This is a genomic window from Virgibacillus sp. Bac332 (assembly GCF_003667785.1).
GTDB lineage: Bacteria > Bacillota > Bacilli > Bacillales > Amphibacillaceae > Virgibacillus > Virgibacillus salarius.
Genome location: NZ_CP033046.1, coordinates 3,794,936 through 3,821,811, shown reverse-complemented (window position 1 = coordinate 3,821,811; position 26,876 = coordinate 3,794,936). Strand labels below are relative to the sequence as shown.

Below are 26,876 nucleotides of genomic sequence, written 5' to 3'. Positions count from 1 at the left end.
TCCAGCGCCCAGAAACTAGGCGACTTCATGAATCACCTTACGATAAGTCATCGTCGGTTCGTAAGTTTACCGTGATTCCTTTATCTTAGTTAACTCGCTCCAGTTGCTATATTTCTAATCGAGTGCTTTTGCTTTTGTTCTAAGTTAAGAAAGTATAAAATCAGTGCAATGACTGCGTTAAGCCAAGTAGTTATTTTGAAATGTTTGATGTATATTGGTAATGCTCCGACTAATTACTTCGCTTTCCGCGGGCACGGCCTCAACTAACTTTGCAAAGAAGAACACGTTGCAAAGTGGATTTTCGGCTCGCGCTAATCCCACAGGAGTCTACGTAATTAGTCTCCGCTATGAGAAGGTGCACCAATTCTTGTCATAAGTAATAGGTTGACTTTTTTTACAATGGGTAAAGTGAAAATCGCTATCCGTGAGTATAAAAGCAGCTGTGTTACTTCATGCTAGCGTTGTAGAGCCTGATAATAGCGAAGGCCGGCCACTTCAACTCCTGTGGGAAATGTTTGACCTGAAGATCCACTTTTTTGAGCGGGTTTTGCTAAAAAAGTTAGCTGAAGGACAAACCCCACGGAAAGGGAAGTGGGCAGCCGGAGTGGTGGTCCAGCAGTAGCTATTATTCCATAATAGCTACTAGAGGAAGCGTAAATCTGAGCATGTAGTGATAAGGACTGAGCGAATTTTGCTCCGTTTTTCTTATTAAAAGGGCAGTGTAATAACAAAAGTCTGTTCATAAACATTATTATATGGATTTATCTAAATTTATATAGGAAGCATATCCGAATAAAACTGTTCATATAGATAATTAAGACATATAATCATATGCCGTGGATATGCTGAAAGGAGGAAGAGAATTGTCTAAGGATCGACCGGTTTTCAGTTTTGAGCTGAATGAAACGCTCTATTTTGAAAAAGGACAGGAAGTTAATGAAATGAGAGGAGTTTCGCTAGAGCCGGATATTTCCATACATTCATTTAATGAGTATATTTCCATAAGAGGTGTAATTGAGCTTAAAGGAGATTATCAAAAAACCATTCAGGAGGCAGAAGAATCGATTGAAACAGAAAACTTGCAATCGAAACGATATGTAGAGGTGGTTGAAGATTTAGATGAAGATATAGCAGCTTTTTCACACCGTTTTCCTGTGGAAATTTCTGTGCCGGCAAACAGAGTTGCAGATTTAAACGACGTAAGTGTCTTTATTCAAACTTTTGATTATGAACTTCCTAACCCGTCATTGTTCCGCTTGTATTCAACAATTGAAATACACGGTGTCAATGAAAGTGAACAAGTTGAGGAGACAGTTACAGAAAGGGATGCATACACTTCTGACTGGGGAAATGATGCGGAGAATAATGAAGAGGCAGATAGTTTTCAATTCGAAATCAAAGACCCTGAAGAAAATGAATCCATCAATGATCATTTGGCACCACCCGATTTACCGATACTTTCTGCTGAACGAGAGGAATCAGAACAAGTGGTGGAAGATAGAGAAGAAGAGTCAAAACAGGTAGTAGAAGATAGAGAAGAAGAGTCACAAGAAGTAGAAATAGAAGCTTCGATAGAACAGAAGACAAATGATACGGAAAAAGCAGGGCAGGAAGAGGATGACAGGTGGAAATATAAAGAATCAAAATCATTAGCAGAATTCTTTGGAACTGACTCACCTGAAGAATCCTCCTCCCATGATGAAGAGGTGGAAGTGGATGATACATCAGATGATTGGCTGGAATCATCGCACACTCCCGAAATTCATGAAAGCTCTGATAATCGTGATACAACAGATCAAGTACAAGATGTTGGCTACTTATCTGATATGTTTAGGGAATCTGATGTGGATCAATTTGCTCGTATGAGACTCTGTATTGTTCAAGAGAAGGATACGATAGATTCTATTGCAGAACGTTATCAAATTTCGGCGTTACAATTAATAAAACAAAACCAGTTAGATGATGACTATGATGTGACAGAAGGTCAGTTATTATATATTCCATATAAGAAAAAATAAATGCTGCCCCTTGCGATTAAGTCAAGGGGTTTTCCAGTATTAGGTGGTGAACGAAAAAGTGGATGACTTAAAGGCTGTGCTACATGCCTATTCGGTGCAACCTTTTTACATAGAAAATGAAACTGAAAAATTATATAAGGTACAAGATGGCCAGCAACAGTTTGCGTTAAAGCAAAGTCAGCTTTCACCTGATGATATGGCTATGTGGGAGAACGTATATCAGGAGGCATATACGCAAAACCTTCATACGATTCTTCCTGTTTTTTTAACAAGAGAAGGGAATATTTATGAAATCTATGAAGGAACGGTTTATTATTTATCTCCTTGGAGAGGGAATGCCCTTTCATCTTTTGATAAATATACGATAGGAAACTTTTATCGTCATCTTGGTCATATACATGTGAAGACAAAGAGAACTCGAACTGTAGACACAGATTCATTCGTACAGAACTTTCGGGGGTATCAGAAGCAATGTGAAGCACTTCAAAAGAAATTGTTGTTTTTTGTGGAACAATTTGAAGCTAAACACTATATGTCTCCCTTTGAACTTCTCGTTTGTACACATTTTCGTGACATCGATTTTAGTTTACAAGAATCCAATCGAAGAATTGACCAGTTGATAAATGAGCAGGAGCAGCAAGAACAGTGGAATTATAGCTTGTGTCATGGTAATTTGAATTCCTCACATGTTATCGTATCACCGGAGCAGATGTATCTTATAAATTGGGATAAGGCGCGATACGAATATGCCCCATTCGATTTATCCCAATTCTATAAATCTGAAACGGTGCATTATGATGCTCCTGTTGACCTTTTCTTAGATGAATTTGATAGCTATATGAATGAAAATAAACTAACGAATAAAGAACTATATATGTTAATTATACAGGTTCTCGACCCTGCTCCATATATACAGTTAGTAGAAGAGCATGATCAATCATCAAAAACAATGATTGATCAAATTATACCATTACAACACATATTTAGAAGAATACTATTTGGTCTACGCTTGTCAGCATATGTGGAAAAAGAATACGATACCCTTGATTTGGACGATTTAGAAAGCTAAATCCATTCCAAATAAAAGGCGATAAATATACCTACGATTAAGCCTAATAAAAATACATCAAAGGTTGTAGGGAAGAACAATGTACGTATTAATTGGAAAATTAATATTGGCAAGGTAACTCTTTCGATAACAATAATACAGGTTCTAGCCCATGGAGGGAGTCGATAACGGTAATATCGTGCCACCGTTTTCACCTCGCTTTCGAAACGCTAAGTTTTTTTGTGATTGTTCTATATACTATGTATAGATATCATGTATTTGTGCAAAACTGGTAAAAATAGTTGACGAAATGACTTATACTATATAAAATAAAGCTATTACTTGAAAATGATCTTGAAAATGCGCTGAATGGGAAGAGTACAAGATAATTGCCAAAGAAGAGAGGGAAATCAGTGGCTGAAAATTTCCTTGGTAAGATTATGTTGGAAGGTCGCCCGTGATGCAGCTTCTTTGAACACATGCTAAAAAGCATAAGTAGAAGAAGCCGGTAACCGTTTAGTTACCGTTATCAATGAATGAAGTGTGCACAGCTCCAATGGAGCGTGTAAACAAAGGTGGTACCACGGAAAGTATGCCCTTTTCGTCCTTTAAGTAGGATGAAAAGGGCTTTTTGTCGTAGCAAACAGTTATAGGAGGCGTTATGATGAGTGAAAAGGAAACAAAAACTTCCCTCTCGGCAAAATATAATCCCAAGGAAGTAGAACAGGGTAGGTATCAATTTTGGTTGGAAGGAAAGTATTTTGAAGCAACCAATGATCCGGAAAAAGAGCCATATTCAATTGTTATTCCACCACCAAATGTAACCGGAAGATTGCATCTAGGCCATGCATGGGATACAACTATGCAGGATACGATTTCACGTATGAAACGAATGCAAGGGTATGATGTCCTGTGGCTACCCGGTATGGATCATGCAGGTATTGCAACACAGGCTAAAGTAGAAGCCAAATTGAAAGAACAAGGAACAAATCGCTATGAACTAGGTAGAGAAAAATTTTTAGCAAAAGCTTGGGAATGGAAAGGAGAATATGCCGATTTCATTCGTTCCCAATGGGAGAAATTAGGACTGGGCTTAGACTATTCGCGCGAGCGGTTTACGCTTGATGATGGATTATCTGATGCTGTAAAAGAGGTATTTGTAAAGCTATACGAAAAAGGACTTATTTACCGTGGAGAGTATATTATTAATTGGGATCCACAAACCAAAACTGCTCTTTCCGATATTGAAGTTATTTATGAAGAAATTAATGGTAAGTTTTACCATATGCGTTATCCAATAAAAGACAGTGAAGAAACCATTGAGATTGCCACTACACGTCCGGAGACGATGTTAGGAGACACGGCTGTTGCTGTTCATCCAAACGATGAGCGCTACGTTCATTTAATTGGAAAAAAAGTGATCCTACCAATTGTTGGCAGAGAAATAGAGATTGTTGCAGATGAATATGTAGATATGGAGTTTGGTTCCGGTGCCGTCAAAATAACTCCTGCACATGATCCAAACGATTTTGAAATTGGTAATCGACATAACCTAGAGCGTGTATTAGTTATGAATGAAGATGGCACTATGAATGAAAATGCGGGAAGTTATGAAGGTTTAGATCGATTTGAGTGCAGAAGGCAGATTGTTAAAGACCTTCAAGACCAGGGTATTCTTTTTGAAATTGAAGATCATACGCATCAAGTTGGGCATTCTGAACGAAGCGGTGCAGTGGTAGAGCCGTATTTATCCACTCAATGGTTTGTTAATATGCAGCCATTAGCAGATGCTGCTATTGATTTACAGCAACAAGAGGATAAAGTGAATTTCGTTCCAAAGCGATTTGAACGGACGTATCTTAATTGGATGGAAAATATACGTGATTGGTGTATTTCTCGCCAGCTTTGGTGGGGGCATCGGATTCCTGCTTGGTATCATAAGGAAACAAATGAAATCTATGTTGGGAAGGAAGCACCTGAGGACTTAGAAAATTGGGAGCAGGATGAGGACGTTTTAGATACTTGGTTTTCATCTGCCTTATGGCCTTTTTCGACAATGGGATGGCCGGATACGAATGCAGAGGACTTTAAACGTTATTTCCCTACAGGAGTTCTTGTTACTGGGTATGATATTATATTCTTCTGGGTAGCAAGGATGATCTTTCAATCAAAGCAATTCACAAATCAAAAACCATTTGAAGATGTGTTAATTCATGGTTTAATTCGGGATGCTGAAGGGAGAAAGATGAGTAAGTCACTAGGTAATGGTGTTGATCCGATGGATATAATTGAGAAATATGGCGCTGATTCGTTGCGTTACTTCTTACTTACTGGTTCAACCCCAGGGCAGGATTTACGCTTCCATTGGGAAAAGGTAGAAGCTACTTGGAATTTCGCAAATAAGGTTTGGAATGCTTCGCGATTCTCTTTAATGAACTTAGATGGATTCACCTATGAAGATATAGATTTATCTGGTGAGAAATCCCTTGCCGATAAGTGGATTCTTACACGGTTAAATGAAACGATTGAGCAGGTTACCAAGAATACCGATAAATACGAGTTTGGAGAAGCTGGACGTCATCTCTATAACTTTATTTGGGATGAATTGTGTGACTGGTATATCGAGATGGCTAAGCTACCATTGTATGGCGAAGATGATGTGAAGAAGAAGATGACGCAGTCAGTACTTGCTCATGTATTAGATCAAACCATGCGAATGTTGCATCCATATATGCCATTCATCACAGAGGAAATTTGGCAACAGCTTCCTCATCAAGGAGACTCTATTACCATTGCTACATGGCCAGAAGTAAACCAAGCATTTCATGACGAAAAAGCATCTCAAGAAATGAAACGACTTGTATCAATTATTAAATCAGTTCGTAACATTCGAGCGGAAGTAGATACACCGATGTCAAAACAAATTAACATATTGATTCAAGCAGAGAATCAGAAGATCGTTGATGAATTAGAGAAACATCGTGATTATTTGGAACGCTTCTGTAATCCAAATAAGCTTATTATTGAAACAAATATTTCAGTTCCTGAAAAAGCAATGTCTGCTGTAGTTACTGGTGCAGAACTTTATTTCCCACTTGAGGGATTAATTGATTTTAATAAAGAGATTGATCGCTTAGAAAAAGAATTAACGAAGTGGACAAAAGAAGTTGAACGTGTGCAGAAAAAGCTTGGTAATCAAGGATTTGTAAATAAAGCACCACAGGCCGTTGTAGAAGAAGAGAGACAAAAAGAGAAGGATTATCTTGATAAACAAGCAAAAGTTAGAGCAAGGCTCGAAGAACTAAAAGGTTAAACTATTTCTTTGTGGATAAAATGTAACTTAAATACCATTTTCAAATCCGAAGAAATGGCAGGAATAAAGCTATAAAAGACTGGCTTTATAGCAAATGTTGGAGAGAAGCTTCATACAGCGAATGAAAAATATATAGACAGCTTCAGTCACAGTTAATATCCGCAGTTTAGAATCAGCTAAAGCCGAACTAATTCGAATGCTAACCAAAAAACATTTCGAATCATAGTTCGGCTTTGCTTAGGTTTAACAAAGCAGGCTAGTTTTCTTTTTGTCTAGGAAACCCATGTGGATAAACATGGGCGTGTTGAGCCTCGTCAAGCTCCAGCGCCCAGAAACTAGGCGACTTCACGAATTAACCTATGATAGATTATCATCGGCTCACAAGCTCACCTTGATTCCTTTATCACCGTTGAATCCCTACATTCGCTACGTTTCTAATCAGACGATTGCGCTTTCGTTCTAAGTATGTCGATTAGATCTAATCTATATTATTCGATATCTTTCGTCTAATATAAGTCATATACGTTCGCAAAATATTGATATCACTAACTTTACTTAATGTCCGTGAGCCGACGATATCCTCAATTTCATTAAATAGGAGTTCTCCATTATAACTGATCAAAAAATCAATACCTACCATACCAAAATCAAAGTGATTAACAATTGATTGAATCATAGAACGTTCCTTATCACTCAAGTCATATAAGCTAGCAGAGCCTCCGAGTTTAAAATTGGCACGAAAGTCTTTGTCGTTTTCCCGTTTTACAGCTGCAATAATTTCCTTTCCTACTATAAAGACACGAATGTCTTTTCCATGCTCTACCGTACTAGGTTGAACAATAAGCTCCGTATTAGCTAACACTTGGCTAATGGAGGTATATTGTTGATCGTTTTCAATTAAAAAAACTTGTTTTCCGCCTCTTCCTGCTGTTTCCTTGATGATAAAAGGATAGGCTAATGGAGGGGTATCTGTTAAATACTGCTTCTTCGAGTAAAGGGTATCTACCATTGGGATACGTAAATTGTGCATATGATGATGCGTTAACGCCTTATCATTACAAATTCTTGAAATAGAAGATGAATTAAAAACAGTAATATCACATGCCTCTAAATGAAGGCTAAGCAATGGGTCAATAGTTCGAACAATAGCAAATTCAGGCTTTGTAATGGGAAATCCATTTACTCGCACGGTGCGTGTATTATTAATAATTCCTGCTGTTATATCTTCTCTTATTATGAGTTCTAATTGAATAGATTGATACGATGCTTCTTTGATAAACCAATTTATATAGGATTGGTTTACGTCAATGTCCTTTTTACTGTAGATTAACCAACCTTTACTCATTTACTTGCCTCCATTGTCACCACATGACTTGTAAATATAATCGATAATATAATCTGCTACATTAATGTTCGTACAATCATACATATTACGGATATGTGCATTTGAATTAATCTCACAAATAATGGGAGATTGATCAGGGCCAAATAACAAATCGACACCAGCAAAATCTGCTCCAATCGCTTTTGTGGCAGCAACTGCTATCTTCGTTTCATATTCAGACGGCTCATAGGCTTCCATTGATCCTCCTGCTGATACATTAGCACGAAAATCATTTACTGCCTGCCTTCTCATCGCCGCCACCACGTGATTACCTACTACGTGTAGTCGCAAATCCTTTCCGTAACTTGTAGAGATAAATTCTTGAAACATATATGGCTTTCCATCTATTTGCTGAAGTCTATGTAATAATTGCTCTTTGGTTTCGATCAGATACACTTGTTGACCGAATGACCCGAAGGCTTCCTTCACAATCATAGGAAAACCAAATGTATCAACTGCTGTCTGCATCACCGACTCAGTTGGTTCCTCAGAAAAAAATGTCTTTGGTGCAATAATGGTTCTAGGAATAGGTAGCTTCTTTATTGCTAACTGTTGATATGTTGCAATTTTATCATCACTCACAGCTATTGCTTCTGCTCGATTAAAGACTCGTAAGCCGAGTAATTCGAGCTGCCTTGCTAAATAAACATCTTTATCCGCAAATAAAACATAATTCGGTAATGGTACACGCTCGTCTTTTAATAAACTAAGATTCTCGGTATTAAGATATGACAATAATTCGCTATTCTTATATATAGTTGCTGTACCACCTTTTCGAATGGCTGCTCGTTGAATCCATTCGGCAAAGTCAAGAAACTTCTTTCCAGGTAAACTTCCATTGTAAATTATCCAGCCGCGTAACTGCATGTTTATTTGTCCTTTCTGCTATACTGTTATAGGTAAATTTATTTCATGAGAGTGGTGTGCTTATGTTTCAAGAAATTCAACAAGTTGAAGACTTTTTAGCAAATAGAATTAATTTAGGGATAAAGCCCGGACTCGAACGAATGGAAAAACTACTTACATTACTGAATCAACCTCAGCATAATTTTAATGCGATTCATATTGCTGGTACGAACGGAAAAGGTTCGACATTAGAATTTATAAAACAAGGTTTACAAGCTAACAATTATCAAGTGGGAATCTTTACATCTCCTAGTTTAACTGGCCTACGAGGATATATCTTATTAGGAGATAGAACAATCTCAGAACATGATTTTCTCACTATATGGCAAAAGGTATATCCAGCAGTAGTAAAATTAGATAATATGAACATGCATCCGACAGAATTTGAAATTCTGACAGCTATTGCTTTTGTTTATTTTGAACAGCATACGGACCTTGCTTTAATAGAAACTGGGATGGGTGGTAGAGAAGATACCACAAATTGTGTACAGCCTCTGATGTCCATTATAACAAATATAGCGAAAGATCATACTGCATTTCTAGGGGACACAATACGTGAAATTGCTTATCATAAAGCAGGTATAATAAAATCAACAATACCAGTCATTACAGGTGAACTAATAGAAGATGCGACAAAAGTTGTCAATAAAGAAGCTATGTTGAAGCAAGCTCCTATATATCGACTAGGTCATCATTTTTTCTATCGTTCAGAATCTACTGCATATAACCATCGCATAAATTGGTGGGAAAAGGGGGGAGATACATTCCAATTTTGGATTAACATGATGGGGGAACACCAAAAAGCGAATGCATCAATAGCTGCAATGGCTCTTCAACTGTTAAATAGAATGGAAGCTGGCTTTAATATAGATATGAATAAAGTAGAAGAGGCGTTTACTTATGTCATGGTAATGGGAAGATTTGAGATAGTTAGAAAACAGCCCTTAACTATTGTGGATGGCGCCCATAACTCGGCGGGAATGGAAGCATTTATAAACACAGTAGAAGAAAATTTTAGTAACTGCAAACGACATCTATTATTTTCTGCGTTTAAAGATAAAGAAATTGATAAAATGCTAAAACAAATAGAAAATCATTTTACAACAATTAGCTTAACGACGTTTGATCATCCACGTGCAATGCAGGTATCTGAATTAAGAAACTATGAGAGTGACTTTCATATCGAGCTAAATTGGCAAGAGGCAATACGCCAAATGGAACAATCACATACTGTATATTTTATATCTGGCTCCTTGTATTTCATTTCATTAGTTCGGTCTTTTCTTAAAAAACAATAACATTCATATGCTGTTCTTATAAAATTTATGTTGAACGATTCTTTAATAAGGTGACAGAATTCGTCTTACTTTTTACGGTCTATATGCTAGAGTTGAAGGTAAATCTAGCAGCAGGGAGGTAAAGACAATGGACGAAAATAAAAGAAAGATCACAGTATGGGAAAATGGTAAACAAGTTAAGCTTTATGTCAATAAGAATAGAGAAATTCCTTCAGGAAGGAATGAACAGGCTGCTGCATTATCCGATTCAGAAGATGAAAAAATTCCGCCTTATACAAGGGTATCAGATACAAAACCTTCTAAATTTGCGATGCATAAAAGAAAGTGGAAGGAGTTTAAGCCTGCTATACTTTCTGTATTGTCAGCATTAGTCATTGGATCCTTCTTAGGAATAATGATGCTAAATATGTTTATCATGATTGAGGATGATAATCATATGAGCGGTAATCAGAATTCTTCAGCAGCTGTAACTAACGACGACGATCAAGATAATGATAAACAAGCTGATCGTTCTGCATCTTCTGTTCGTCTAGATGAAATAAGGGCATATGTACTTCAAGGTGGTGTTTTTTCAGAAAAGGCAAATGCTGATGTGCGTGCTGGTTCATACCGAGACAGAGGGGTTCCTGTCACTATATGGGAGAGAGGGGATCAGTATTTCCTGTTTATAGCAGCTGCTACCACTGAAACGCAGGCAGAACAATTACAACAGGGATTAGTTGATACAGACATGGACGATATTTATGTTAAAGAGTGGTCTACAGGAAATATTACTACAGACTTAACAAGGGATGAAAACAGTTGGGCACAATCATTTATTAAGACATGGAAGGATACACTAGAATCTGGTGAATTTGAAAAGAACACATGGGATTCACTTCTGAAAGCTTATCCAAAGGATAGTGAGCAGCTAAAAGAATTGTATCAGTCCACTCAACAAGTATTAGAAAAAGCAGGACAAGCTGAAGCACTGCAAAAGAAGGCGTTACTGATGGAGCTATGGAAGACATTTGGAACTACACTTAATAATTGATTTAATTAATTATCAATTCGGTTAATAATAGAAACAGAATTTACTCTAATGGAAAATCCCATTATAGGAGTTCATCGTATAGCAAAATTGGAATAATGCTGATTTGTACGTCGATACATCTCTTTTGTAAGATAGAGTTATCTTAGAGAAGAGGATGATCTATATTGACAACTATTTCGCCTATTATGATAAAAAATGTGCCAAAGGATGATCGACCAAGAGAACGACTTATAAAATCAGGCTCCAGTCATTTATCTAATGCGGAAATACTAGCTATTATTTTAGGAAGCGGTACTAGACAAGAATCCGTATTGGCTTTATCGAATCGATTATTGATGCATTTTGAAGGATTAAAGTTATTAAGTGATGCTACTATTGAAGAACTTATTGCTATTAGAGGAATTGGTACGGCAAAAGCGGTGTTGATTTTAGCTGCTGTAGAGCTAGGCAAGCGAATGCATATATATAGATCTGATGAAAGGCATGTTATTCGCTCTCCTGAGGATGGAGCAGAATATGTAATGGAAGAAATGAGAGGGTTGAATCAAGAACATTTTGTAACATTATTTTTGAATACGAAAAATCAAATTATTCACAAACAAACTATTTTTATAGGTAGCCTCAATGCCTCTATTGTGCACCTATGCTTTATAGGTGCTGGTATATCAATGTTTTTATAGACTGTTAGGAAGAAAGTGACGAGAAAGTGACCAACGCTATAAAATTTCATCAAACACATTGACACTTTCTTTATGCTGGTCTTCTTCTAAATGTGAATATAGATCAAGCGTAATTCCGATATTAGCGTGTCCTAGGCGTTCTTGTATAACCTTAAAATTAATACCTTTCTTAACCATTAAAGAAGCGCAGGAATGCCTCAATTGGTGAAATGTGATGTCTTTTAAGCCGTATCTTTTTTTAATCTTATGCCATTCATTTCTCATGGTGTTCAAATGCGTAGGATATCCGTCCTCTTTGACTAGAAATAAATTAATCATTTTTTTATTTTCGTCATATATCCCTCGCCATAAATTACCCATTTGCATACGCCTTGCTTTAAACTGTATGTGGTATTTATTTAATTCTTCCATAAATTCTTCGGGAAAATATACAGTGCGAGGTTTTTTATTTTTGACAGGAGCAAGGTAAAATTGCTTCTTGCTTTTATCGTATCGCAATTGCTTGTCGATATAGATTGAGTTGTTTTCATAATCTATTGATTCTTCTCTTATACCTAATATTTCACCTCGTCTCAATCCACCAATAGCAGCTAACTTAATCATAATTCGGTGTTTAGGGTAACAGTTATCTAATACTTTGAATAGATGATTTAGTTCATCCTCATTGTAAAAATCAACTTTTTTCCTCTCGCGTTTTGGCTCTTTAATTCCCGATGTGGGATTTTGATTTATTACATCCCATTCATGTGCTCTGGCAAAAATGCTTTTTAATAACAAATACTTGTTGGGTATGAGAGGTTTGTTATCTGCTTGTTCTTCTGCTAAATATTCTACAATATGATATTTCTTTATGTCTTTTAGTTTCATCTTCCCGAAATGATCTAAGACGCCGCAATCTTCAAGCAAGTAAATATAGCTTTCCTTACTAGTTAATGCTAAGTTGGCATCAACGTGGTTTTTTATCCATTTTTTGACGAAACTAGAAAAAGTGATTTTGTCGATGGGTTCATCTTTTTCGTTAAAACATGTGATTTCAAAATCACGTATCTTTTTATTAAGATCGCGTTCGCTAGTTGCAGTTATTGTTTTTGTTCTTCTTTTTCGTTTTCCTCGTTCGTCATATCCGAGTTCTACATAGATTTTAAACTTACCAAATCCTAAATCTTCATAGCTCGCCATATTGACTCCCTCCTTAAAAAAATAGACGGATTATCATCCCGCCTCAATCCATTTCAACTATATATACAACTACTTTTCCATGTATTTTTAAGTCGTTGCTATCATCGGGAAATGTGTATTCCCTGAAACGTGTGTCTGTTGAATCAGGTCTGAATCTCACCTCATTTTCATCTCTATAAAAATGTTTAACTGAGTAATCATGTCCATTGCTGTAAACTACAATATCTCCGTCTTTTAGTTCTGATAAGTTAACTTCTTTCACAGCAATTAGTGATTGATCTGGAATAATTTTATTCATCGACTCTCCGTTGACCCTCATCATATAAATATCGCTACACCCTGCCCATTTCCCCATCACAGCATCTGGTATAGTTATCGTATCAATATCATCTTCTGACAGACCTCTTACATGTTCTGGTAGTCCTGCTGCAACTGAAATTGGTAGGTAGTCGTATTCGGAAGATTGATTAAAACGATATTCTGTATCTAAACCTAAAATATAATCAGAACTAACCTTAAAATATTCGCACAGCACTTTTATATCTCGACCTCTGGGGAAGTTTTCTCCTTTTTCCCATTTAGTGATTGTTGTATAATTGCTTGCTCCGATTATTTTAGCTAATTGTCCTTGTGTTAATCCTCTTGATTCTCTTAATTCTTTTATTATTTCTCCAGTGGTTTTCATTTAATATTCATCCTTTCTGCTATTAAGTATATTTAATATATGATAATAAATCAAGATATAAATAATATATATTCTTTATTTTATATTAAAAAGTGATATTAAATCATAAATAATACTTGCAATATGATTTTAAATCATGTAATCTGTTAATAGATTCATAAGAAAGGCGGTGTCAAATTGATAACTATCGCAGAATTGAGAGCAAGAAATGGTAAGATGTCGCAAAAAGAATTAGCGATGGAAATCGGCACATCACAAACAACTGTTTGTGCGTGGGAGAAGGATATAAGCGTTATTTCTTCTAAGCACTTGAAAAAAGTTTGTTTGTATTTTAGAGTAAGCGCCGATGATTTACTAGGTATAGAAAGTCCTGGTAAAAAAATTTCATAGTAACATGATTTAAAATCATATATAAGGAGGAAGAAAAAATGATAAAAAACAATTCAATGAATGATTTATCAATCGACATTATGTTTAAGGAACAAAGTAAGGAAGAGAGAGCATTAACCGAAGATGTTATAAAAGCTTGTTTAAAAAGTGGATTAAGTTATAAGGACATGAATAAAGCCCTCTATCTGGCTGATAAAGGACTTTACAGAAATACAATTAATAAACCTAGAATTAAAGACAAAGTATTCGATGGAAAAAAGACGTTGAATGAAATGAGAGTAGAACAAGGACTTGATAAAGTTGATGATCCTGCGTTTGATTCACTCTTAAAACAGATGGATTAGATAACCGTTTAAAACATTTGTATTTTCAAGTAAATACAAACCTTCTTTTTTCAAGTTTAACTTGGTGCAAACAATAGAGATTAATTTTAAAAATTCATCGTGCGAGATTTCACAGTTATAAACGTTTTTCAAACAATGTCTCAATTCTGTGGAATCAATAGTGTTAATTTTTTCTCCGGAGATGATTAAATCATATTTATTTAATACTCGTTTATAATCATCATCTGACTTTATGAGTTTTGCATCATAAGTAATATCTCTAATAGCTTTTATAGTTATTTCCATTTCATTCATAATCACACCCCCTTTCGACACTATTCTATCAGAAAGGGAGAAATAAGGAGGAAAAGATATGAACAAAAACATTTCTATCAATGGAAGGAAATATTGCTTAGATGTTGATACAACATGCAAAGGGACAAAAGGTAAGCCTATGGTTACTTTATCGATTCATTTAGGATCTAGCGTTCATGAGTTTCAACAACATTTTAAAGTAAAGAATCCAACCGATTTAATGTGCGACATTGTGAGATGGGCAATTTCGGAGGATCGAGAGTTCTTCGGAAACAAATTCGATGATTTCAAAAAAATGTTTGAAGAATGGGATGGTGTTATTGAGTATGAATAATTTACAAGTAATTTCACACAACGGTCAACGAGTCTTAACGACAAGTCAGTTAGCAGAAAGTTATGGAACTGATAACGAAAGGATTAGGGTTAATTTCAATCGTAACAAAAATCGCTTTAAGAAAGGTAAACATTTTATCGCTCTTACTGGAGAAGAAAAACGTGCATTTATTAACTCGTACCAAATTGATACGAGTTGGTTAAAAGCTTCTGTATTCTACCTCTGGACAGAAAAAGGCGCATGGTTACATGCTAAATCATTAAATACTGACGAAGCATGGGATGCTTACGAAATGCTAGTGGATGATTACTACCAAGTAAAAGAGAACGAATTAGATGTATCCATGTTAAGTCCAGAATTGCGTGCATTAATTAACATCGAACAAAAACAAATACAGCAAGACAGGCGAATTGAAGTTGTTGAACATAAGCAAAACAACATTACAGAATTACTAAGCCTTAATCCAACAGAATGGCGTAAAAAAGTAAATGTCATCATAAATAAAATCGCTCAATCTCGCGGAGGATTTGAAGCTTATCGAGATATTCGTAACGAAAGTTATCAATTATTAGAAGAAAGAGGGCGCTGTCGTCTAAGCATACGTCTATCTAATCGAAGAAATGAAATGGCTGGTAATGGTGTGCCGAAGTCTAAAAGGGACAAGCTTTCCAAAATGGATATAATCGCTAGTGATGCGAGGCTAACTGAAATCTATTTAGCCATCGTAAAGGAATTAGCGATTAAATATGACATTGAGATAAAGGGTGACATCGCATGAGAAATGTAAGAGGAGCTAAAGCGCTATCAGAATATCTTGAATCAAAAGGAACGCCAATAAGTGAATCAACAATTTTCTCTTTGCTTAGACAAGACAAAATTCCACATCAACGACCGTCGCCGAGGATTTTAATTTTTAACTTAGATGCCATTGATGAATGGTTAGGGATTAATTGAAATGAATCTATCAATTAATGAACATAAGGAGGAAACAGCATGAACTTCGAAACACACTTTTTAAAAGAAGATATCTCCAAAGCAAGTGAAGAACATTGGCGCATATTAAACTTACTAACTCATACAGCTGAAAGTGTCTATAGTGGGGATTTAGACAAAGCGAAGAATTTATCCACTCATCTATTAATCTCTATTAGAAATTTAGCAGATATGAGTAGCGAAAAATACAACAAGGAAAAAGCCTATGGATGAACGATTCCATCTAATTAAGATATGGGTTGGCTTTGTAGGAATGATTATATTTTTAGAATATGCACTAATTACCAGTTAGGAGGATAAGGAAATGAAAATAACAAAACAATCTTTATACGATTTTATTGAAGAGAAAATAAAGGTACAACTAAATACCGCTATAGAAGAGTTTGACTCTTATATTGACACAAACGTTAAGCCTAAATTGCTTGAGAATACCAAGAGTATTAATCACTTTAACAAAGCATTAACAAAACTTGCTGATGAGCTTGAAACCTTCTTAGAGAATGAAAATGATTATGGTTCTTGGTCTCCAAAGTATAGCGTTAGAGACTTACGTAGTATCGCCTCGATTAGGGATAGAATTCACACCAATGAACTATCTAACATTAAGAGTGCTATCAGAAAAAATGCTCATTACGGTAAGTATCATATGGAATTTGTAGTAGGTAAAGCAAGCAAAGATCTAAAGCCAACATTAAGTAAAATTGAAGATTTAAAAACTCTTAAAACAGAGCTTGATAATACGATTAAAACTTCAACTACTGGAAAACAGGCATACAAAAGCCTAATAGCTTTAGGGGTAGATATGAAAGATTTTAAGGGATCTGAAAACCAATTACCAGCAGTACAAAAGCTAAGTGTTAACCCTTGTTTAGTAAATGGAGATTGTAATTAAAGGAGGTTAAAACATGCGAGCAATAATAAAATTCAAAGGTAAGCAATATCCAGTGTTAAATATCTGGTGGAATGAAGATGGAAGCATTGCGAATTTAAGCTTCGATGATGAAAATGGCGATCTTCAAACAATTTTTAACCATAATTACGATCTTGAAAACATGGTCTCATGGGAGGAATGTTAAATGGAAAAAACAATCAAAAACCACGGATTTAGAAATGTTAAGAAAGTGTTTTCTTCAAAGGGGAAAGTTGGTTTTGTGGCAACGAATGAAATGAATAATGAAACTGATTCTATTTTGGTAACGGAAAATATGGAAGTCCTAATATGGAATAAATCAACTAGAAGTTATTTACCAACTTCTAAAGCGGTAGAAATATCATGAATCACCCAGCTGTCGAAAGAACATTGCGTACAGGCTATCCAGCAATGAACTACCGCACAAATGAATATTGCGTGGACATGCTTGGTAAAACGGTATGTACTGGCGATGACATTCTGGTCTATGAAGATTCATTTTTCTTAGTTGAAGCACTGACTGAACAATCAAAAGAAATACTTGAATTACTAGGTGCAACTTATGAAGAAGCGCAATAAAAAAGAACCCACTGCAATGGGCTCAATAAAAAATGATCGGTGAAAATCATTAAATTATGACTTTATTATACTTCACCGATCCGATTAGGACAAGGAGGAATAAATAATGGCCATATCATTTGTTGATGAATACAAGCTGTATCGCCAAAACGGTTGTGGTGACACCAAAGCATTTGGTCTTGTAGCTGCACGAATAGCGTTAAGTGGTACACATGCGGATTTAAAGGCAGTACATGATTTATATATAGATGATCTTATTAATGACAGTCAAAATTCTATTAATCAATTGGAGGATATGAATTATGAGCGAATTACAAATGCAGTATCAGCAGTCTAACAATACAGGAGTTACAGCACAATCTTCTTCAAGTCGAGAAATGGAAGAGGTAAAGGGTCAAATATTTATGGCTCGCCAGTTCCCGAGGGATGTTTTTCAGTCTGAACAACGCATTTTGGATGCCTGTAAAAGACCAGCCTTAGCAGAAGTGGCGGTTTATAGATATCCAAGAGGTGGGTCAAAAGTTGAAGGACCGTCTATAAGATTAGCGGAAGTATTAGCACAAAATTGGGGGAACCTAGCATTCGGTGTGAAGGAATTAGAACAACGTCCTGGTGAATCTGTGGCTATGGCTTATGCGTGGGATTTAGAAACGAACGTGCGACAGGAAAAAGTATTTACTGTTAAGCATTCACGAAAAGCTAATGGCTCTGTTCAAAAACTTACGGATCCTCGTGATATTTATGAAATGGTAGCAAACCAAGGGGCTCGACGAGTACGCTCATGTGTCCTATCCATTATTCCTGGTGACATTACAGAAAAAGCTACAGAGGAATGTAACAGGACTTTGCAAGGAAACAACAAGGAACCTTTAAAAGAGCGTTTAGCGAATGCTCTATCAACCTTTAAAGACAAGTACCGTGTCACAAAAGAACAGATAGAAGAACACATGGGCTACAACATATCAGCATTTACTGAACGTGATTATGTTGACCTTATTAAGATATTTACATCTTTAAGAGATGGAATGAGCACGCCTGATGACTGGTTTAAAAAAGAGGTCAAAAAAAAGCAAGAATCGAAGCTGTCAGAAGCTTTTAAGGCTGATGAAATCAAAACTACGAATAAGCAAGAAAACGAGACAGACAAGCCTAAAACAGAGGAAGTGAAGGCTGATGACGACGAAGGAACACAGCAAGAAATTGACTTCGAATAATTACTATTCTCTTGAAATGGACAGGAAATATATGTCTGTATCGCAATTTAAACGTTTTATAGAATGCGAAGCTAAGACTATGGCTTATTTGAAAGGTGAATACAAGGAGCCGACTTCCAGCGCAATGCTGGTCGGTTCCTATACACATGCAGCATTTGAAAGCGAAGAAGCATTTAATCAGTTTATAGAAGAAAATAACGGATCTATCTTTAAAAAACGTGGTGGCAAATACCAAGACTATGAACAAGCTGATTTGATGATCGAATCTTTAAAGAATGATCCCTTTGCCATGTTTGCTATGACTGGTGAAAAAGAACAAATATATACAGCAAACTTATTCGGAGTCGACTGGAAATGCAAGATTGACAACATTAACCATCAACATCATTTTCTTTCGGATTTAAAGACTACACAGGACATTCATAAACGCTATTGGAGCGAGAAATACGATGGTTGGGTGTCGTTTATCGAGCGATGGGATTATGTGTTGCAGATGGCTATTTACCGCAAGATTATCGAACAAAATACAGGTTATCTGTATACACCTTACGTTGTTGCTGTAAGTAAAGAAAAACAACCAAATAAAGCTGTCGTGTATTTTGATGAAACTCGGTTTGATTTTGAGTATGAATATACAGAAGCAAAAATGCAACGAATTATGGAAGTTAAAAACGGTGAAGTGGATCCAGTTAGCTGTGGAAAATGTGATTATTGCAAGAGTAAGAAGAAGTTAAATGGAGTAATTGAAGTTGGAGAATTGATCTATGCATAATCAGTCAAATGTGCGCCTGCCCGAATGGATATTCGAACAGGCGCAGGACAAAGAGGAAATCAAAAGTCTTGTTTTAAATTATATGCGAAGGTATCCGGGTTATACCGTTTTAAAAGTTAAAGGCAGATTCGCTATTTGTCAGATTAATAGGTAATACAGGTCGGGGGTGGTGTTTTGCAAGGATATATAAAACTGTACAGAAAGCTAATGGATAGTCCTGTTTGGGATGATCCTAATTACCTTAAACTATGGATGTTTTGCTTAATGAGAGCAACGCATAAAGAAAGAGAAGTTCTTGTCGGTAATCAAATCATCACCCTTGAACCTGGGCAATTTGTTACTGGCAGAAAATCGCTTACTGAGGAATTAAACAAAGGAATGAAACCGAAACATAAGCAAAGTGAGATTTCATGGTGGCGGTATCTGAACAACCTAGAAAAGTGGCAAATGTTGAACATCAAAAAAACGAACAAATACAGCATTGTCACTATATCTAAATGGGTTGACTACCAAGACAATGAACAACAACTGAACAACAAAAGAACATCAAATGAACATCAAATGAACACAAACAAGAATGTAAAGAATGTAAAGAATGATAAAGAATTATTTAGTAGTAGTAGTGACCATGATTTTGCGGGAGTATTTCAATTCTATCAATCGAACTTACAAAAGGGTGTTAGCGAATCACCATATAACACTGAGTTAATTAGTCAATGGTTTGATGAATGGGGTAAAGATTTACTTCTAGCTGCTATGAAAGTTGCTGCTAAAAAAGAAGCAAAGGGAGTATCTTTCGTTGAAGGTGTGCTAAAGAAATGGAAAGAGGCAGGAGTTAAAACAATAGAAGATGCACGCAAGTATCAACTGGAATTCAACTCAAATAAACCAAACTATCAAAGTAATGTTGTAAAGATACCAAATTACGAAAGTGGTGATTCTAATGCGAGAAACCATGAACGAGATTCTAAGCCAAGCGGGTATGTCAAGCTCTACAAATAAACCAGATCCTGTGAAATGTGATTTTTGCGGAAATGATAAACCTCAAACGCAAATAGAGCATCCTTTCAAAAAAGAAATGCGTTGGGTGATTTGTGCTTGTCCTTGTGAGATTGAACGCCTTGAACAATTCAAACGTGAACAGGAAGTAAAAGCAAAGCGTATTCGGATAAACAAAGTATTGAAATTAAGCAGTGCAATGGATGACATACGAACAATGACATTTGATAACTATAAAGTGCGAAAAGGCGCAGAAGATGCCCATAAGGAAATTCGTAAAGCGATTGATCACTTTGCTGATCGTGGCAAAACAGGTGTATTTATCTTTGGGGAAACAGGTAACGGTAAAAGCCATTTAACCGCAGCTGGTGGTAATGAATTAATTTCTAAAGGCTACGCAGTTATTTATATTACTGAAAAAGACTTGTTTAGTAGATTGCAAGCTACTAAGAATTTTAAAAACGAAGAAACATTTCAAGAAATTATGGGAGCTTGCTTGGATGCAGATTTATTAATTTGGGATGACTTCATGAGTAGCCAGCGATTAACGAATGAGGAGAAAGATTGGATATTCCAAATTATAAATGGTCGAGAACGTGCGAATAAGCCGATATGGGCAACGTCAAACATCACTCCAGAGGAATTTGAAAGCGAGAGTATTGCTTACAAGTTGGATGACAAAGGACGCACTTGGTGGCGGATTATCGGAAATATGAATTGCGTTTTCAATAGGGCTACTAACTATCGTAAATCGAAGGCAATGGCTAGAGCGTTAGGTATTAGTGTTGAAGATTACGAAGCAGGAAAGAGGGGGTAACATGCAACACACAGAATGCGCCACCTGTGGCAGAAAGCTAAAGGATAAAAAGAGCATTGAACGTGGCTATGGCCCTGTCTGTTATGAAAAGCATTTGCAAGCTATCGAAGAAGAATTTGAAAGGAATCAAATGACTATCTATGACGTGATAGAAGGTGAATCCCATGTGTAAAACCTGCAACAACACAGGAGGAATTGCATATCGGACAAGCTGGGGCATTGAATTTAAACCATGCCCAGATAGTCACTGTGACTTTTCTCGGGATGATAGCGATATTGAACGGTTGCAGGCATGGCTGGATAGCTTGGATAGGAGTAAGTCGGCGTGAATACTGCAAGCGAATCAAATATTCCTCTACTTCCTAAGGGTGTGAAATATAGATTTATCTTGGAAGATTTGGAACTTGCTTTCAGTGAAAAACAATTAAAAAACATCGTGAGCCAATGGGAATACGGCAGAAGCATTGAAGATATTGCAGAAATCAACTCCAGGAATCCACATGAAATATTCTTAGCTCTGTATGATCAAGCACGAAAAGAAAATATAAAACGTCCGTTTGCTTATCGGATTGGGAGGTCTAGGGATGTCAAACAAACCAGTAATCATGGAAATAGACAATGTGCGCATACGAAAATGGGATGATAGCAACTATTTTATTGAACGATTGGAAACGTACTGGAATCCAAAAGAAAAACAAGAAATAACAGACTATAAATTTAAAGGGTTTTATTCTACCTTAACAGCTTGTTTTAAAGCTATGAATGCTAAATGTCTACTAATCAATGAAAAAGCTGTCAGCGATTTAAAAAGCCATCTAAACGAAGTGGAAAGATCGAATCAAAAGTTATTTATGGCATTAGCAGAGATTAAGGAGGCTTTATGATGCAAAAGAATTACAGAAATTTTACTGTAGGTGAATTACTAGATATGGGGTTGAAAGTTTCAGTAAGTAAGCATCGTGTTAATCGTGAAGAAGCCAAAAATATCACAAGAAAATTTGAAGGTACAAAACAAAGTAGTCATTCATTAGATTTCGAAACAGAGATCATTACCGCTAAAAAGAAACTATTTGAAGCGAGTATGTTTGTGGACAAGGAGGTCTAGGAAATGAAATTAAAAATGTTTAGATTTGGAAATGATCGTTGCGATTGGGTGTGTCATGAAAGCAAAGAAAAGGCAATTAGTTTTTACGTGTCAATGTGTGGTGGAGATTGCTACAAAGATTTGTTGGAATTTTGGGGAGATGAAGCTGTAACAGAAGAACCTATGGATAAAGCATTTACATTTTACCCTGATGAAGAAACGCCCGATAAAGACACATTTGAGAATCTCATTAAGAAATATTGCGATAAGCCGGATTTTTTTGCTCATAGTGAATTATAGGAGGTCTAGGGATGGAATTTAGTGACATAAAAAAAGGAGATAAGTTCTTAATAGCACCTAACGATTACTTTATGGAAATTCTAAATTTGATAACAGAAAAAGACCAATTAAACGGGTTTTCTGTAAGAGTACACAGTCCAGATAACGAGGTATTTATAGATGAATTAACACAAGATAAATTCAAAAGTATAGAAAACAACTTATTCAAATTACCAGAAGTTAGGGAGGTCTAGGGATGGATAACAGAAAGATAGATCGGTTGATTGCAGTAAACAAGATCATTCATGAAATTGCTAATCGAGGACGTAGATTCTTTTATGACCAACGTAGAAATAGATACGCCCAAATGGTAATTGAAAAGCATAAAGTGTTTTTCATTGATGATTACACAGGAGAAAGAGTCTACGCTTATAACACAGGATTAAATGATCATAGAGGTTTCTCTCATGGAGGAACTATGTGGGGATTGATCAATGATTTTAGAGAATTTATAGTAACTGGCAATCATACGAACGGAAACAATGGCTACGGTGGCTTGTATTGTCCTCATTGGGGTTATCCAGAGGAAGACATGAAAGCTATAAGGGCAGTTGCTAAAGAGGTCGGATTTTTGAAAGGAGAAGCCAATGGATAAACGGTTGGAAAGTTATGATTTTACAACTGGAATGTTAATAGATTCTGTTGTGGATGATTTAAAGGACGGATCAATAGATTCGAAGGAGTACGTAAGAGAGCATTTTTCGTTAGAAGAACGTTTCGAAACATTATCAGAGCAACATAATAAAGCATTAGCTCAAATAGAACGCCACAAACAAGATATAAATGAAATTCATTTCCAAGCTTCTTTGGTTGAAACATCAGATAACGTTTATAACGCAATAATTCAAGCATTGAAAGGAGTAGAGGGATGAGTAAGTCGCCATTGATATGGTTTGGTGGTAAATCAAAACAAGCACAACACATAATCAGCAAAATGCCAGATCATAGAGTTTATGTTGAACCATTTGGTGGTGCTGCCCACGTTATTTCTCAAAAAGCACGTACAAGTCACGAAGTTTACAACGATATTGACGGAATAGTAGTGAACTTCATTATTCAGTCCATTAAAAATACTGAACTATTAATTCAAGAGTGTAGCCAGCTACCATATAGTCGCGAGTTATATGAGAGATGGAGAAATGAGGATTTGCCAGATGATCCATTAGAAAAAGCAGTGCGTTTTTTCTATCTAAACCGTTCGGCCATAAGTAAAGGGAATGCGGAAGAAGTACCAAAAACAGGATGGAGACATAGTACCACATCAAGCCAAAACCCTGCAAAAGGTTATGTGAATGCTTGCGAACATATTCGAGCATTTGTAGAACGAATGAAAGGGGTCATGATCGAACGGTTAGATTTTCGGACTATTATCGAGAAATACGATTCACCAGAAGCATTGTTTTACATCGATCCTCCGTATATAGGCCGCGAAAAATTCTATGCTGGTGGATTTACATTGAAAGATCATTACGAGCTGGCCGAGATGCTTAAAAATGTCAAAGGTAAAGTAATCGTATCGTATTATCCGGATCCGTTGGTTAGTGAATTATATAGCAATTGGAATATTGAATCACATGGAGCATTCAAACAAGCTGTAGGCGGTCAAAATGTAGGTGGACAAGCTGAAGAATTACTAATTATGAATTATGAAACAAAGCAATTGAGTTTATTTTAAACCACCCTCCCTTAATGGGAGGGAAAGGAGGAAATGGACAATGTGTAAACACGGAACTGAAAAATATGTAACAGTTAACGACAAAAAGAAAGCTGTCCCTATAGATGCTTGTATAGCTAATGAAATAGAATATCTCAATAAGCAAGGAATTATCACTTTAGGGTGTTGCTGCGGTCACGGCAAATCTGGGCAAGTTGTAACAATTGACAATGGCGTTAGAAACAAATGGAGAGAACAAGTACAACCGCCGCACACGCTATTGAAAGAAGAAAGTGTGGATTTAGCTAGAAATTTAGGGTATAGCCCATATCCATATCACTATGTTGACAACGGTTATCAAGGTGTTTGGCAAATGCAACTCAAAACAGGATGTATTACAGAAGACGATGTCAATAGATTTCACGAGGTGCTCTCACACCTACTAGAAGGCGTAACGTCAGAGGAGGAAATGGCGTGAAAGCATACCAAACCGAGGAACAAAGTAAAACAGCACATGTCATAGACCAATTAGCTAAGTTTGATTATTACGATGTAAAAGGCAAGTCTTACGAAGAATTAAGGCATAAATTAGCTACTTTAAAAGCAATGAATATTGAAGATAAATCACCTCATGCTGGGTGGTTCTAATCATGAAATCAATAGAATTATTCGCAGGCATAGGAGGAATTAGTCTTGCTGCTGAATGGGCTGGAATAGAAACCATGGCATTTTGTGAAAGAGAGCCGTTCTGTCAAAAGGTATTAAGTAAGCATTGGCCGGATGTACCGATATTTGATGATGTAAAGACATTAAACAAGCAATTATTAGAAGAGAGGGGGATTGGCGTTGGAACAATTGACATTATTTCAGGAGGATTCCCTTGCCAACCTTACAGTATTGCCGGGAAGCGAAAAGGCACGGAAGATGACCGCGACCTCTGGCCAGAAATGTTTAGGATCATCGAAGAAATCAAACCAAGTTGGGTTGTTGGTGAAAATGTTGCTAACTTCGTCAATATGGAACTCGACAGAACGCTTTCTGACTTGGAAAGTATCGGCTACGAAACACAGTCATTTGTTATACCAGCTTGTGCCGTCGACGCCAAACACGAACGAAAACGAACATTCATTGTTGCCTACTCCAACAACCGCAGATGCAACAATGGGGTCAGTAATAGGGAAGAAAGACAGATTCAAAATAACAAAAAATGGAATGCCAAGGAAAGTGAATCAAAACGGGAAAGATGGGTCAGTCGGATTAGGGAGATTGATAAAGTTCTTTTATGCAACTCCGACAGCAAGCCAAAACTACAAACCAATCAGACATTTAACCAGATCGGAGAGAGATGGAACACACGGAAAAGCATTGCCAGGTTCAATTGGGGAGAATCATCCAGATCATATTGGGAAAAAAATAAATCCCCAGTTTGTGGAATGGATGATGGGCTTTCCTCAAAATTGGACGAAAGTAGATTAATAGCATTAGGCAATGCAGTAGTACCACAGCAAATATATCCAATATTTAAAGCGATTGTAGAAATTGAAAAATTACAGGAGGTCAAACAATGAACTTAAATGAATTAGTTAAAAACGTAGAACAATGGAGTATTGATAAAGGATTAGACCAAGCAGAAAGTAGTAAACAGTATTTAAAGGTAGCTGAGGAAGCTGGGGAAGTTGCTGCGGCATTAGCAAGAGGGGATAAGGTTGCTCTTAAAGATGGTATAGGCGATGAGGTTGTAACATTGATTATCTTAGCTCAACAGAACGGTTTAACTCTAGAAGAATGTTTAGATACAGCTTATTCAGAAATAATTGGGCGCAAAGGCAAGATGATTAACGGTGTGTTTGTTAAAGAGAGTGATCTTAATTAGGGGGTAATAAACATGAGTGAAGAAACATGGCTTACTGCTGGTGAAATGATGAATAGCTTAAAAGTTAGAGAGATCGCCATTAGTCAAGATTCAAATATAAAAATAACTAAATCCTTAAATGGAAATCTAGAATATGTAGATTATCCGCAAGGCATAGTAGCAATGGAGCCGAAAATTCTTAATGCATTGTGGAGGATTGAACCCAATTATGTAACATTTGATGAAGCTATGAATGCAAGAAGAAATGATGGTAAACAGGTATATTTTATTGATCCAGCAGATGGATCTCAGCTGGAGCTAATCGGAACAGACCCATTGTCATATTTTGGTCGGTTCAGCTGGGAAGAATTGTTTAACGGAAATTGGTTGATTCAGAATGCTTGAATTTACGATACCTGGCACATTGCCAACATTGAATGAAATCATAAAAGCTAGTAAATCACATCCAATCGCTTATGCAAATATGAAAAAGGATTATACAGCATTAGTCATGTTGCATGCTAGGAAGCTTCCTAAGTTGGAGCGTACTGATGTTGATATTACCTGGTATTGCAAAGATATGCGAAAGGATAAAGACAATATAGCTGCTGGAACAAAATTTATATTAGATGGGATTGTTAAAGCAAAAATCATTAAGAATGACGGTTGGAAACAGATCGGGAATATCAATCATCATTTTGAAGTTGATAAAGATAATCCAAGAATAAAGGTTGAATTACATCAAATTTAGAACGTA

42 protein-coding genes, 1 pseudogene and 1 other annotated feature are annotated in these 26,876 nt (G+C 36.4%); of the genes and pseudogenes, 37 read left to right on the top strand and 6 right to left on the bottom strand.

Annotation, left to right across the window (positions count from 1 at the left end; translation table 11 throughout):
* Nucleotides 1-424: 424 nt before the first annotated feature.
* The 3 genes from D9782_RS18680 to D9782_RS18670 all read left to right on the top strand — a co-directional run bounded on the left by D9782_RS18680 (nt 425) and on the right by D9782_RS18670 (nt 3,087).
* Complete coding sequence (locus D9782_RS18680) at nt 425-622, top strand: hypothetical protein (RefSeq protein WP_121605439.1); 198 nt, start codon at nt 425-427, stop codon at nt 620-622.
* 241 nt (nt 623-863) lie between these two features.
* Nucleotides 864-2,018 (top strand): stage VI sporulation protein D, encoded by a 1,155-nt coding sequence (gene spoVID, locus D9782_RS18675; protein WP_162986453.1) that lies wholly within the window; start codon nt 864-866, stop codon nt 2,016-2,018.
* A gap of 58 nt (nt 2,019-2,076) precedes the next feature.
* The gene (locus tag D9782_RS18670) at nt 2,077-3,087 is read left to right on the top strand and encodes a protein kinase family protein (protein ID WP_026681297.1); all 1,011 of its coding nucleotides are present in this window, start codon (nt 2,077-2,079) and stop codon (nt 3,085-3,087) included.
* On the opposite strand, the gene D9782_RS18665 is transcribed toward D9782_RS18670, so the two are convergent.
* On the bottom strand, nt 3,084-3,272 hold the full coding sequence (locus D9782_RS18665; protein ID WP_026681296.1) for a hypothetical protein: 189 nt from the start codon (nt 3,270-3,272) through the stop codon (nt 3,084-3,086). The two genes, D9782_RS18670 and D9782_RS18665, sit on opposite strands and share 4 nt — an antisense overlap.
* A gap of 150 nt (nt 3,273-3,422) precedes the next feature.
* Nucleotides 3,423-3,678: a binding site (T-box leader), on the top strand.
* 52 nt (nt 3,679-3,730) lie between these two features.
* Between D9782_RS18665 and D9782_RS18660 the strand changes: the two genes are divergently transcribed.
* Nucleotides 3,731-6,379: a valine--tRNA ligase gene (locus tag D9782_RS18660; protein WP_121605436.1), complete on the top strand. Its 2,649-nt coding sequence runs from the start codon at nt 3,731-3,733 to the stop codon at nt 6,377-6,379.
* A gap of 478 nt (nt 6,380-6,857) precedes the next feature.
* On the opposite strand, the gene D9782_RS18655 is transcribed toward D9782_RS18660, so the two are convergent.
* Complete coding sequence (locus D9782_RS18655) at nt 6,858-7,724, bottom strand: ATP-grasp domain-containing protein (RefSeq protein WP_121605435.1); 867 nt, start codon at nt 7,722-7,724, stop codon at nt 6,858-6,860.
* Nucleotides 7,725-8,630 (bottom strand): ATP-grasp domain-containing protein, encoded by a 906-nt coding sequence (locus tag D9782_RS18650; protein WP_121605434.1) that lies wholly within the window; start codon nt 8,628-8,630, stop codon nt 7,725-7,727.
* A 62-nt stretch (nt 8,631-8,692) separates the two neighbouring features.
* On the opposite strand from D9782_RS18650, the gene D9782_RS18645 reads away from it, so the two are divergent.
* From D9782_RS18645 to radC, 3 genes and pseudogenes are all read left to right on the top strand, one after another.
* The gene (locus tag D9782_RS18645) at nt 8,693-9,967 is read left to right on the top strand and encodes a bifunctional folylpolyglutamate synthase/dihydrofolate synthase (protein ID WP_121605433.1); all 1,275 of its coding nucleotides are present in this window, start codon (nt 8,693-8,695) and stop codon (nt 9,965-9,967) included.
* A 127-nt stretch (nt 9,968-10,094) separates the two neighbouring features.
* The gene (locus D9782_RS18640; protein ID WP_121605432.1) at nt 10,095-11,000 is read left to right on the top strand and encodes a hypothetical protein; all 906 of its coding nucleotides are present in this window, start codon (nt 10,095-10,097) and stop codon (nt 10,998-11,000) included.
* 185 nt (nt 11,001-11,185) lie between these two features.
* Nucleotides 11,186-11,641 (top strand): annotated as a pseudogene (gene radC, locus D9782_RS18635) (DNA repair protein RadC); the annotation flags it as partial.
* Nucleotides 11,642-11,716: 75 nt separating this feature from the next.
* Here the strand turns inward: radC and D9782_RS18630 are convergent.
* Both D9782_RS18630 and D9782_RS18625 read right to left on the bottom strand, forming a co-directional pair.
* Nucleotides 11,717-12,859 carry a tyrosine-type recombinase/integrase gene (locus D9782_RS18630; protein ID WP_121605431.1) on the bottom strand — a complete coding sequence of 381 codons (1,143 nt, stop codon included), beginning with the start codon at nt 12,857-12,859 and terminating at the stop codon, nt 11,717-11,719.
* A gap of 43 nt (nt 12,860-12,902) precedes the next feature.
* On the bottom strand, nt 12,903-13,544 hold the full coding sequence (locus tag D9782_RS18625) for a LexA family protein (protein ID WP_121605430.1): 642 nt from the start codon (nt 13,542-13,544) through the stop codon (nt 12,903-12,905).
* 177 nt (nt 13,545-13,721) lie between these two features.
* On the opposite strand from D9782_RS18625, the gene D9782_RS18620 reads away from it, so the two are divergent.
* Nucleotides 13,722-13,934: a helix-turn-helix domain-containing protein gene (locus tag D9782_RS18620; RefSeq protein ID WP_121605429.1), complete on the top strand. Its 213-nt coding sequence runs from the start codon at nt 13,722-13,724 to the stop codon at nt 13,932-13,934.
* A gap of 38 nt (nt 13,935-13,972) precedes the next feature.
* Complete coding sequence (locus tag D9782_RS18615) at nt 13,973-14,278, top strand: hypothetical protein (protein ID WP_121605428.1); 306 nt, start codon at nt 13,973-13,975, stop codon at nt 14,276-14,278.
* Here the strand turns inward: D9782_RS18615 and D9782_RS18610 are convergent.
* Nucleotides 14,261-14,572 carry a hypothetical protein gene (locus D9782_RS18610; RefSeq protein ID WP_121605427.1) on the bottom strand — a complete coding sequence of 104 codons (312 nt, stop codon included), beginning with the start codon at nt 14,570-14,572 and terminating at the stop codon, nt 14,261-14,263. The two genes, D9782_RS18615 and D9782_RS18610, sit on opposite strands and share 18 nt — an antisense overlap.
* 58 nt (nt 14,573-14,630) lie before the next feature.
* Between D9782_RS18610 and D9782_RS18605 the strand changes: the two genes are divergently transcribed.
* The 28 genes from D9782_RS18605 to D9782_RS18485 all read left to right on the top strand — a co-directional run bounded on the left by D9782_RS18605 (nt 14,631) and on the right by D9782_RS18485 (nt 26,870).
* Nucleotides 14,631-14,906 carry a hypothetical protein gene (locus D9782_RS18605; protein ID WP_121605426.1) on the top strand — a complete coding sequence of 92 codons (276 nt, stop codon included), beginning with the start codon at nt 14,631-14,633 and terminating at the stop codon, nt 14,904-14,906.
* Nucleotides 14,899-15,684 (top strand): ORF6N domain-containing protein, encoded by a 786-nt coding sequence (locus tag D9782_RS18600; RefSeq protein WP_121605425.1) that lies wholly within the window; start codon nt 14,899-14,901, stop codon nt 15,682-15,684. Before D9782_RS18605 ends, D9782_RS18600 begins: the two co-directional genes overlap by 8 nt.
* Nucleotides 15,681-15,860 carry a hypothetical protein gene (locus tag D9782_RS18595; protein WP_121605424.1) on the top strand — a complete coding sequence of 60 codons (180 nt, stop codon included), beginning with the start codon at nt 15,681-15,683 and terminating at the stop codon, nt 15,858-15,860. The genes D9782_RS18600 and D9782_RS18595 overlap by 4 nt, the downstream gene beginning before the upstream one ends.
* 39 nt (nt 15,861-15,899) lie before the next feature.
* On the top strand, nt 15,900-16,112 hold the full coding sequence (locus D9782_RS18590) for a hypothetical protein (protein ID WP_121605423.1): 213 nt from the start codon (nt 15,900-15,902) through the stop codon (nt 16,110-16,112).
* A gap of 91 nt (nt 16,113-16,203) precedes the next feature.
* Entirely contained in the window at nt 16,204-16,791 is a 588-nt protein-coding gene (locus tag D9782_RS18585) for a hypothetical protein (RefSeq protein WP_121605422.1), read from the top strand.
* A 13-nt stretch (nt 16,792-16,804) separates the two neighbouring features.
* On the top strand, nt 16,805-16,975 hold the full coding sequence (locus tag D9782_RS23130; protein WP_162986452.1) for a hypothetical protein: 171 nt from the start codon (nt 16,805-16,807) through the stop codon (nt 16,973-16,975).
* Nucleotides 16,976-17,176: a hypothetical protein gene (locus D9782_RS18580; protein WP_121605421.1), complete on the top strand. Its 201-nt coding sequence runs from the start codon at nt 16,976-16,978 to the stop codon at nt 17,174-17,176.
* On the top strand, nt 17,173-17,388 hold the full coding sequence (locus D9782_RS18575) for a hypothetical protein (protein ID WP_121605420.1): 216 nt from the start codon (nt 17,173-17,175) through the stop codon (nt 17,386-17,388). The genes D9782_RS18580 and D9782_RS18575 overlap by 4 nt, the downstream gene beginning before the upstream one ends.
* 106 nt (nt 17,389-17,494) lie before the next feature.
* The gene (locus D9782_RS18570) at nt 17,495-17,725 is read left to right on the top strand and encodes a hypothetical protein (RefSeq protein WP_121605419.1); all 231 of its coding nucleotides are present in this window, start codon (nt 17,495-17,497) and stop codon (nt 17,723-17,725) included.
* Nucleotides 17,691-18,602 carry a hypothetical protein gene (locus tag D9782_RS18565; RefSeq protein ID WP_121605418.1) on the top strand — a complete coding sequence of 304 codons (912 nt, stop codon included), beginning with the start codon at nt 17,691-17,693 and terminating at the stop codon, nt 18,600-18,602. Before D9782_RS18570 ends, D9782_RS18565 begins: the two co-directional genes overlap by 35 nt.
* The gene (locus D9782_RS18560; RefSeq protein ID WP_240455753.1) at nt 18,562-19,374 is read left to right on the top strand and encodes a PD-(D/E)XK nuclease-like domain-containing protein; all 813 of its coding nucleotides are present in this window, start codon (nt 18,562-18,564) and stop codon (nt 19,372-19,374) included. The genes D9782_RS18565 and D9782_RS18560 overlap by 41 nt, the downstream gene beginning before the upstream one ends.
* Nucleotides 19,375-19,581: 207 nt before the next feature.
* Nucleotides 19,582-20,376, top strand: a complete 795-nt coding sequence (locus D9782_RS18555; RefSeq protein WP_162986451.1) for a DnaD domain-containing protein — start codon at nt 19,582-19,584, stop codon at nt 20,374-20,376.
* A complete protein-coding gene (locus D9782_RS18550) occupies nt 20,318-21,190 on the top strand; it encodes an ATP-binding protein (RefSeq protein WP_240455752.1) in 873 nt (290 codons plus the stop codon). The genes D9782_RS18555 and D9782_RS18550 overlap by 59 nt, the downstream gene beginning before the upstream one ends.
* Nucleotide 21,191: 1 nt before the next feature.
* A complete protein-coding gene (locus D9782_RS23125; RefSeq protein WP_162986450.1) occupies nt 21,192-21,362 on the top strand; it encodes a DUF6011 domain-containing protein in 171 nt (56 codons plus the stop codon).
* Nucleotides 21,363-21,560: 198 nt separating this feature from the next.
* Nucleotides 21,561-21,833, top strand: a complete 273-nt coding sequence (locus D9782_RS18545; protein ID WP_162986449.1) for a hypothetical protein — start codon at nt 21,561-21,563, stop codon at nt 21,831-21,833.
* Nucleotides 21,811-22,074 carry a hypothetical protein gene (locus D9782_RS18540; RefSeq protein WP_162986448.1) on the top strand — a complete coding sequence of 88 codons (264 nt, stop codon included), beginning with the start codon at nt 21,811-21,813 and terminating at the stop codon, nt 22,072-22,074. Before D9782_RS18545 ends, D9782_RS18540 begins: the two co-directional genes overlap by 23 nt.
* Nucleotides 22,074-22,295: a hypothetical protein gene (locus D9782_RS18535; RefSeq protein WP_121605413.1), complete on the top strand. Its 222-nt coding sequence runs from the start codon at nt 22,074-22,076 to the stop codon at nt 22,293-22,295. Before D9782_RS18540 ends, D9782_RS18535 begins: the two co-directional genes overlap by 1 nt.
* Before the next feature lie 3 nt (nt 22,296-22,298).
* A complete protein-coding gene (locus tag D9782_RS18530; protein WP_121605412.1) occupies nt 22,299-22,574 on the top strand; it encodes a hypothetical protein in 276 nt (91 codons plus the stop codon).
* An 11-nt stretch (nt 22,575-22,585) separates the two neighbouring features.
* The gene (locus D9782_RS18525; protein ID WP_121605411.1) at nt 22,586-22,807 is read left to right on the top strand and encodes a hypothetical protein; all 222 of its coding nucleotides are present in this window, start codon (nt 22,586-22,588) and stop codon (nt 22,805-22,807) included.
* A 2-nt stretch (nt 22,808-22,809) separates the two neighbouring features.
* Nucleotides 22,810-23,208 carry a hypothetical protein gene (locus D9782_RS18520; protein ID WP_121605410.1) on the top strand — a complete coding sequence of 133 codons (399 nt, stop codon included), beginning with the start codon at nt 22,810-22,812 and terminating at the stop codon, nt 23,206-23,208.
* Nucleotides 23,201-23,485, top strand: coding sequence for a hypothetical protein (locus tag D9782_RS18515; RefSeq protein ID WP_026681354.1), 285 nt, complete (start codon nt 23,201-23,203; stop codon nt 23,483-23,485). Before D9782_RS18520 ends, D9782_RS18515 begins: the two co-directional genes overlap by 8 nt.
* Nucleotides 23,482-24,288, top strand: a complete 807-nt coding sequence (locus tag D9782_RS18510; protein WP_121605409.1) for a DNA adenine methylase — start codon at nt 23,482-23,484, stop codon at nt 24,286-24,288. Before D9782_RS18515 ends, D9782_RS18510 begins: the two co-directional genes overlap by 4 nt.
* Nucleotides 24,289-24,328: 40 nt before the next feature.
* Nucleotides 24,329-24,745: a hypothetical protein gene (locus D9782_RS18505; protein WP_121605408.1), complete on the top strand. Its 417-nt coding sequence runs from the start codon at nt 24,329-24,331 to the stop codon at nt 24,743-24,745.
* Nucleotides 24,742-24,915, top strand: a complete 174-nt coding sequence (locus D9782_RS23120; RefSeq protein ID WP_162986447.1) for a hypothetical protein — start codon at nt 24,742-24,744, stop codon at nt 24,913-24,915. The genes D9782_RS18505 and D9782_RS23120 overlap by 4 nt, the downstream gene beginning before the upstream one ends.
* Nucleotides 24,916-24,917: 2 nt before the next feature.
* Nucleotides 24,918-25,835 carry a DNA cytosine methyltransferase gene (locus D9782_RS18500; protein ID WP_121605407.1) on the top strand — a complete coding sequence of 306 codons (918 nt, stop codon included), beginning with the start codon at nt 24,918-24,920 and terminating at the stop codon, nt 25,833-25,835.
* On the top strand, nt 25,832-26,140 hold the full coding sequence (locus tag D9782_RS18495; RefSeq protein WP_121605406.1) for a MazG nucleotide pyrophosphohydrolase domain-containing protein: 309 nt from the start codon (nt 25,832-25,834) through the stop codon (nt 26,138-26,140). Before D9782_RS18500 ends, D9782_RS18495 begins: the two co-directional genes overlap by 4 nt.
* A gap of 12 nt (nt 26,141-26,152) precedes the next feature.
* Entirely contained in the window at nt 26,153-26,524 is a 372-nt protein-coding gene (locus D9782_RS18490) for a hypothetical protein (RefSeq protein ID WP_121605405.1), read from the top strand.
* Entirely contained in the window at nt 26,517-26,870 is a 354-nt protein-coding gene (locus tag D9782_RS18485) for a RusA family crossover junction endodeoxyribonuclease (protein ID WP_121605404.1), read from the top strand. The genes D9782_RS18490 and D9782_RS18485 overlap by 8 nt, the downstream gene beginning before the upstream one ends.
* Nucleotides 26,871-26,876: the final 6 nt, after the last annotated feature.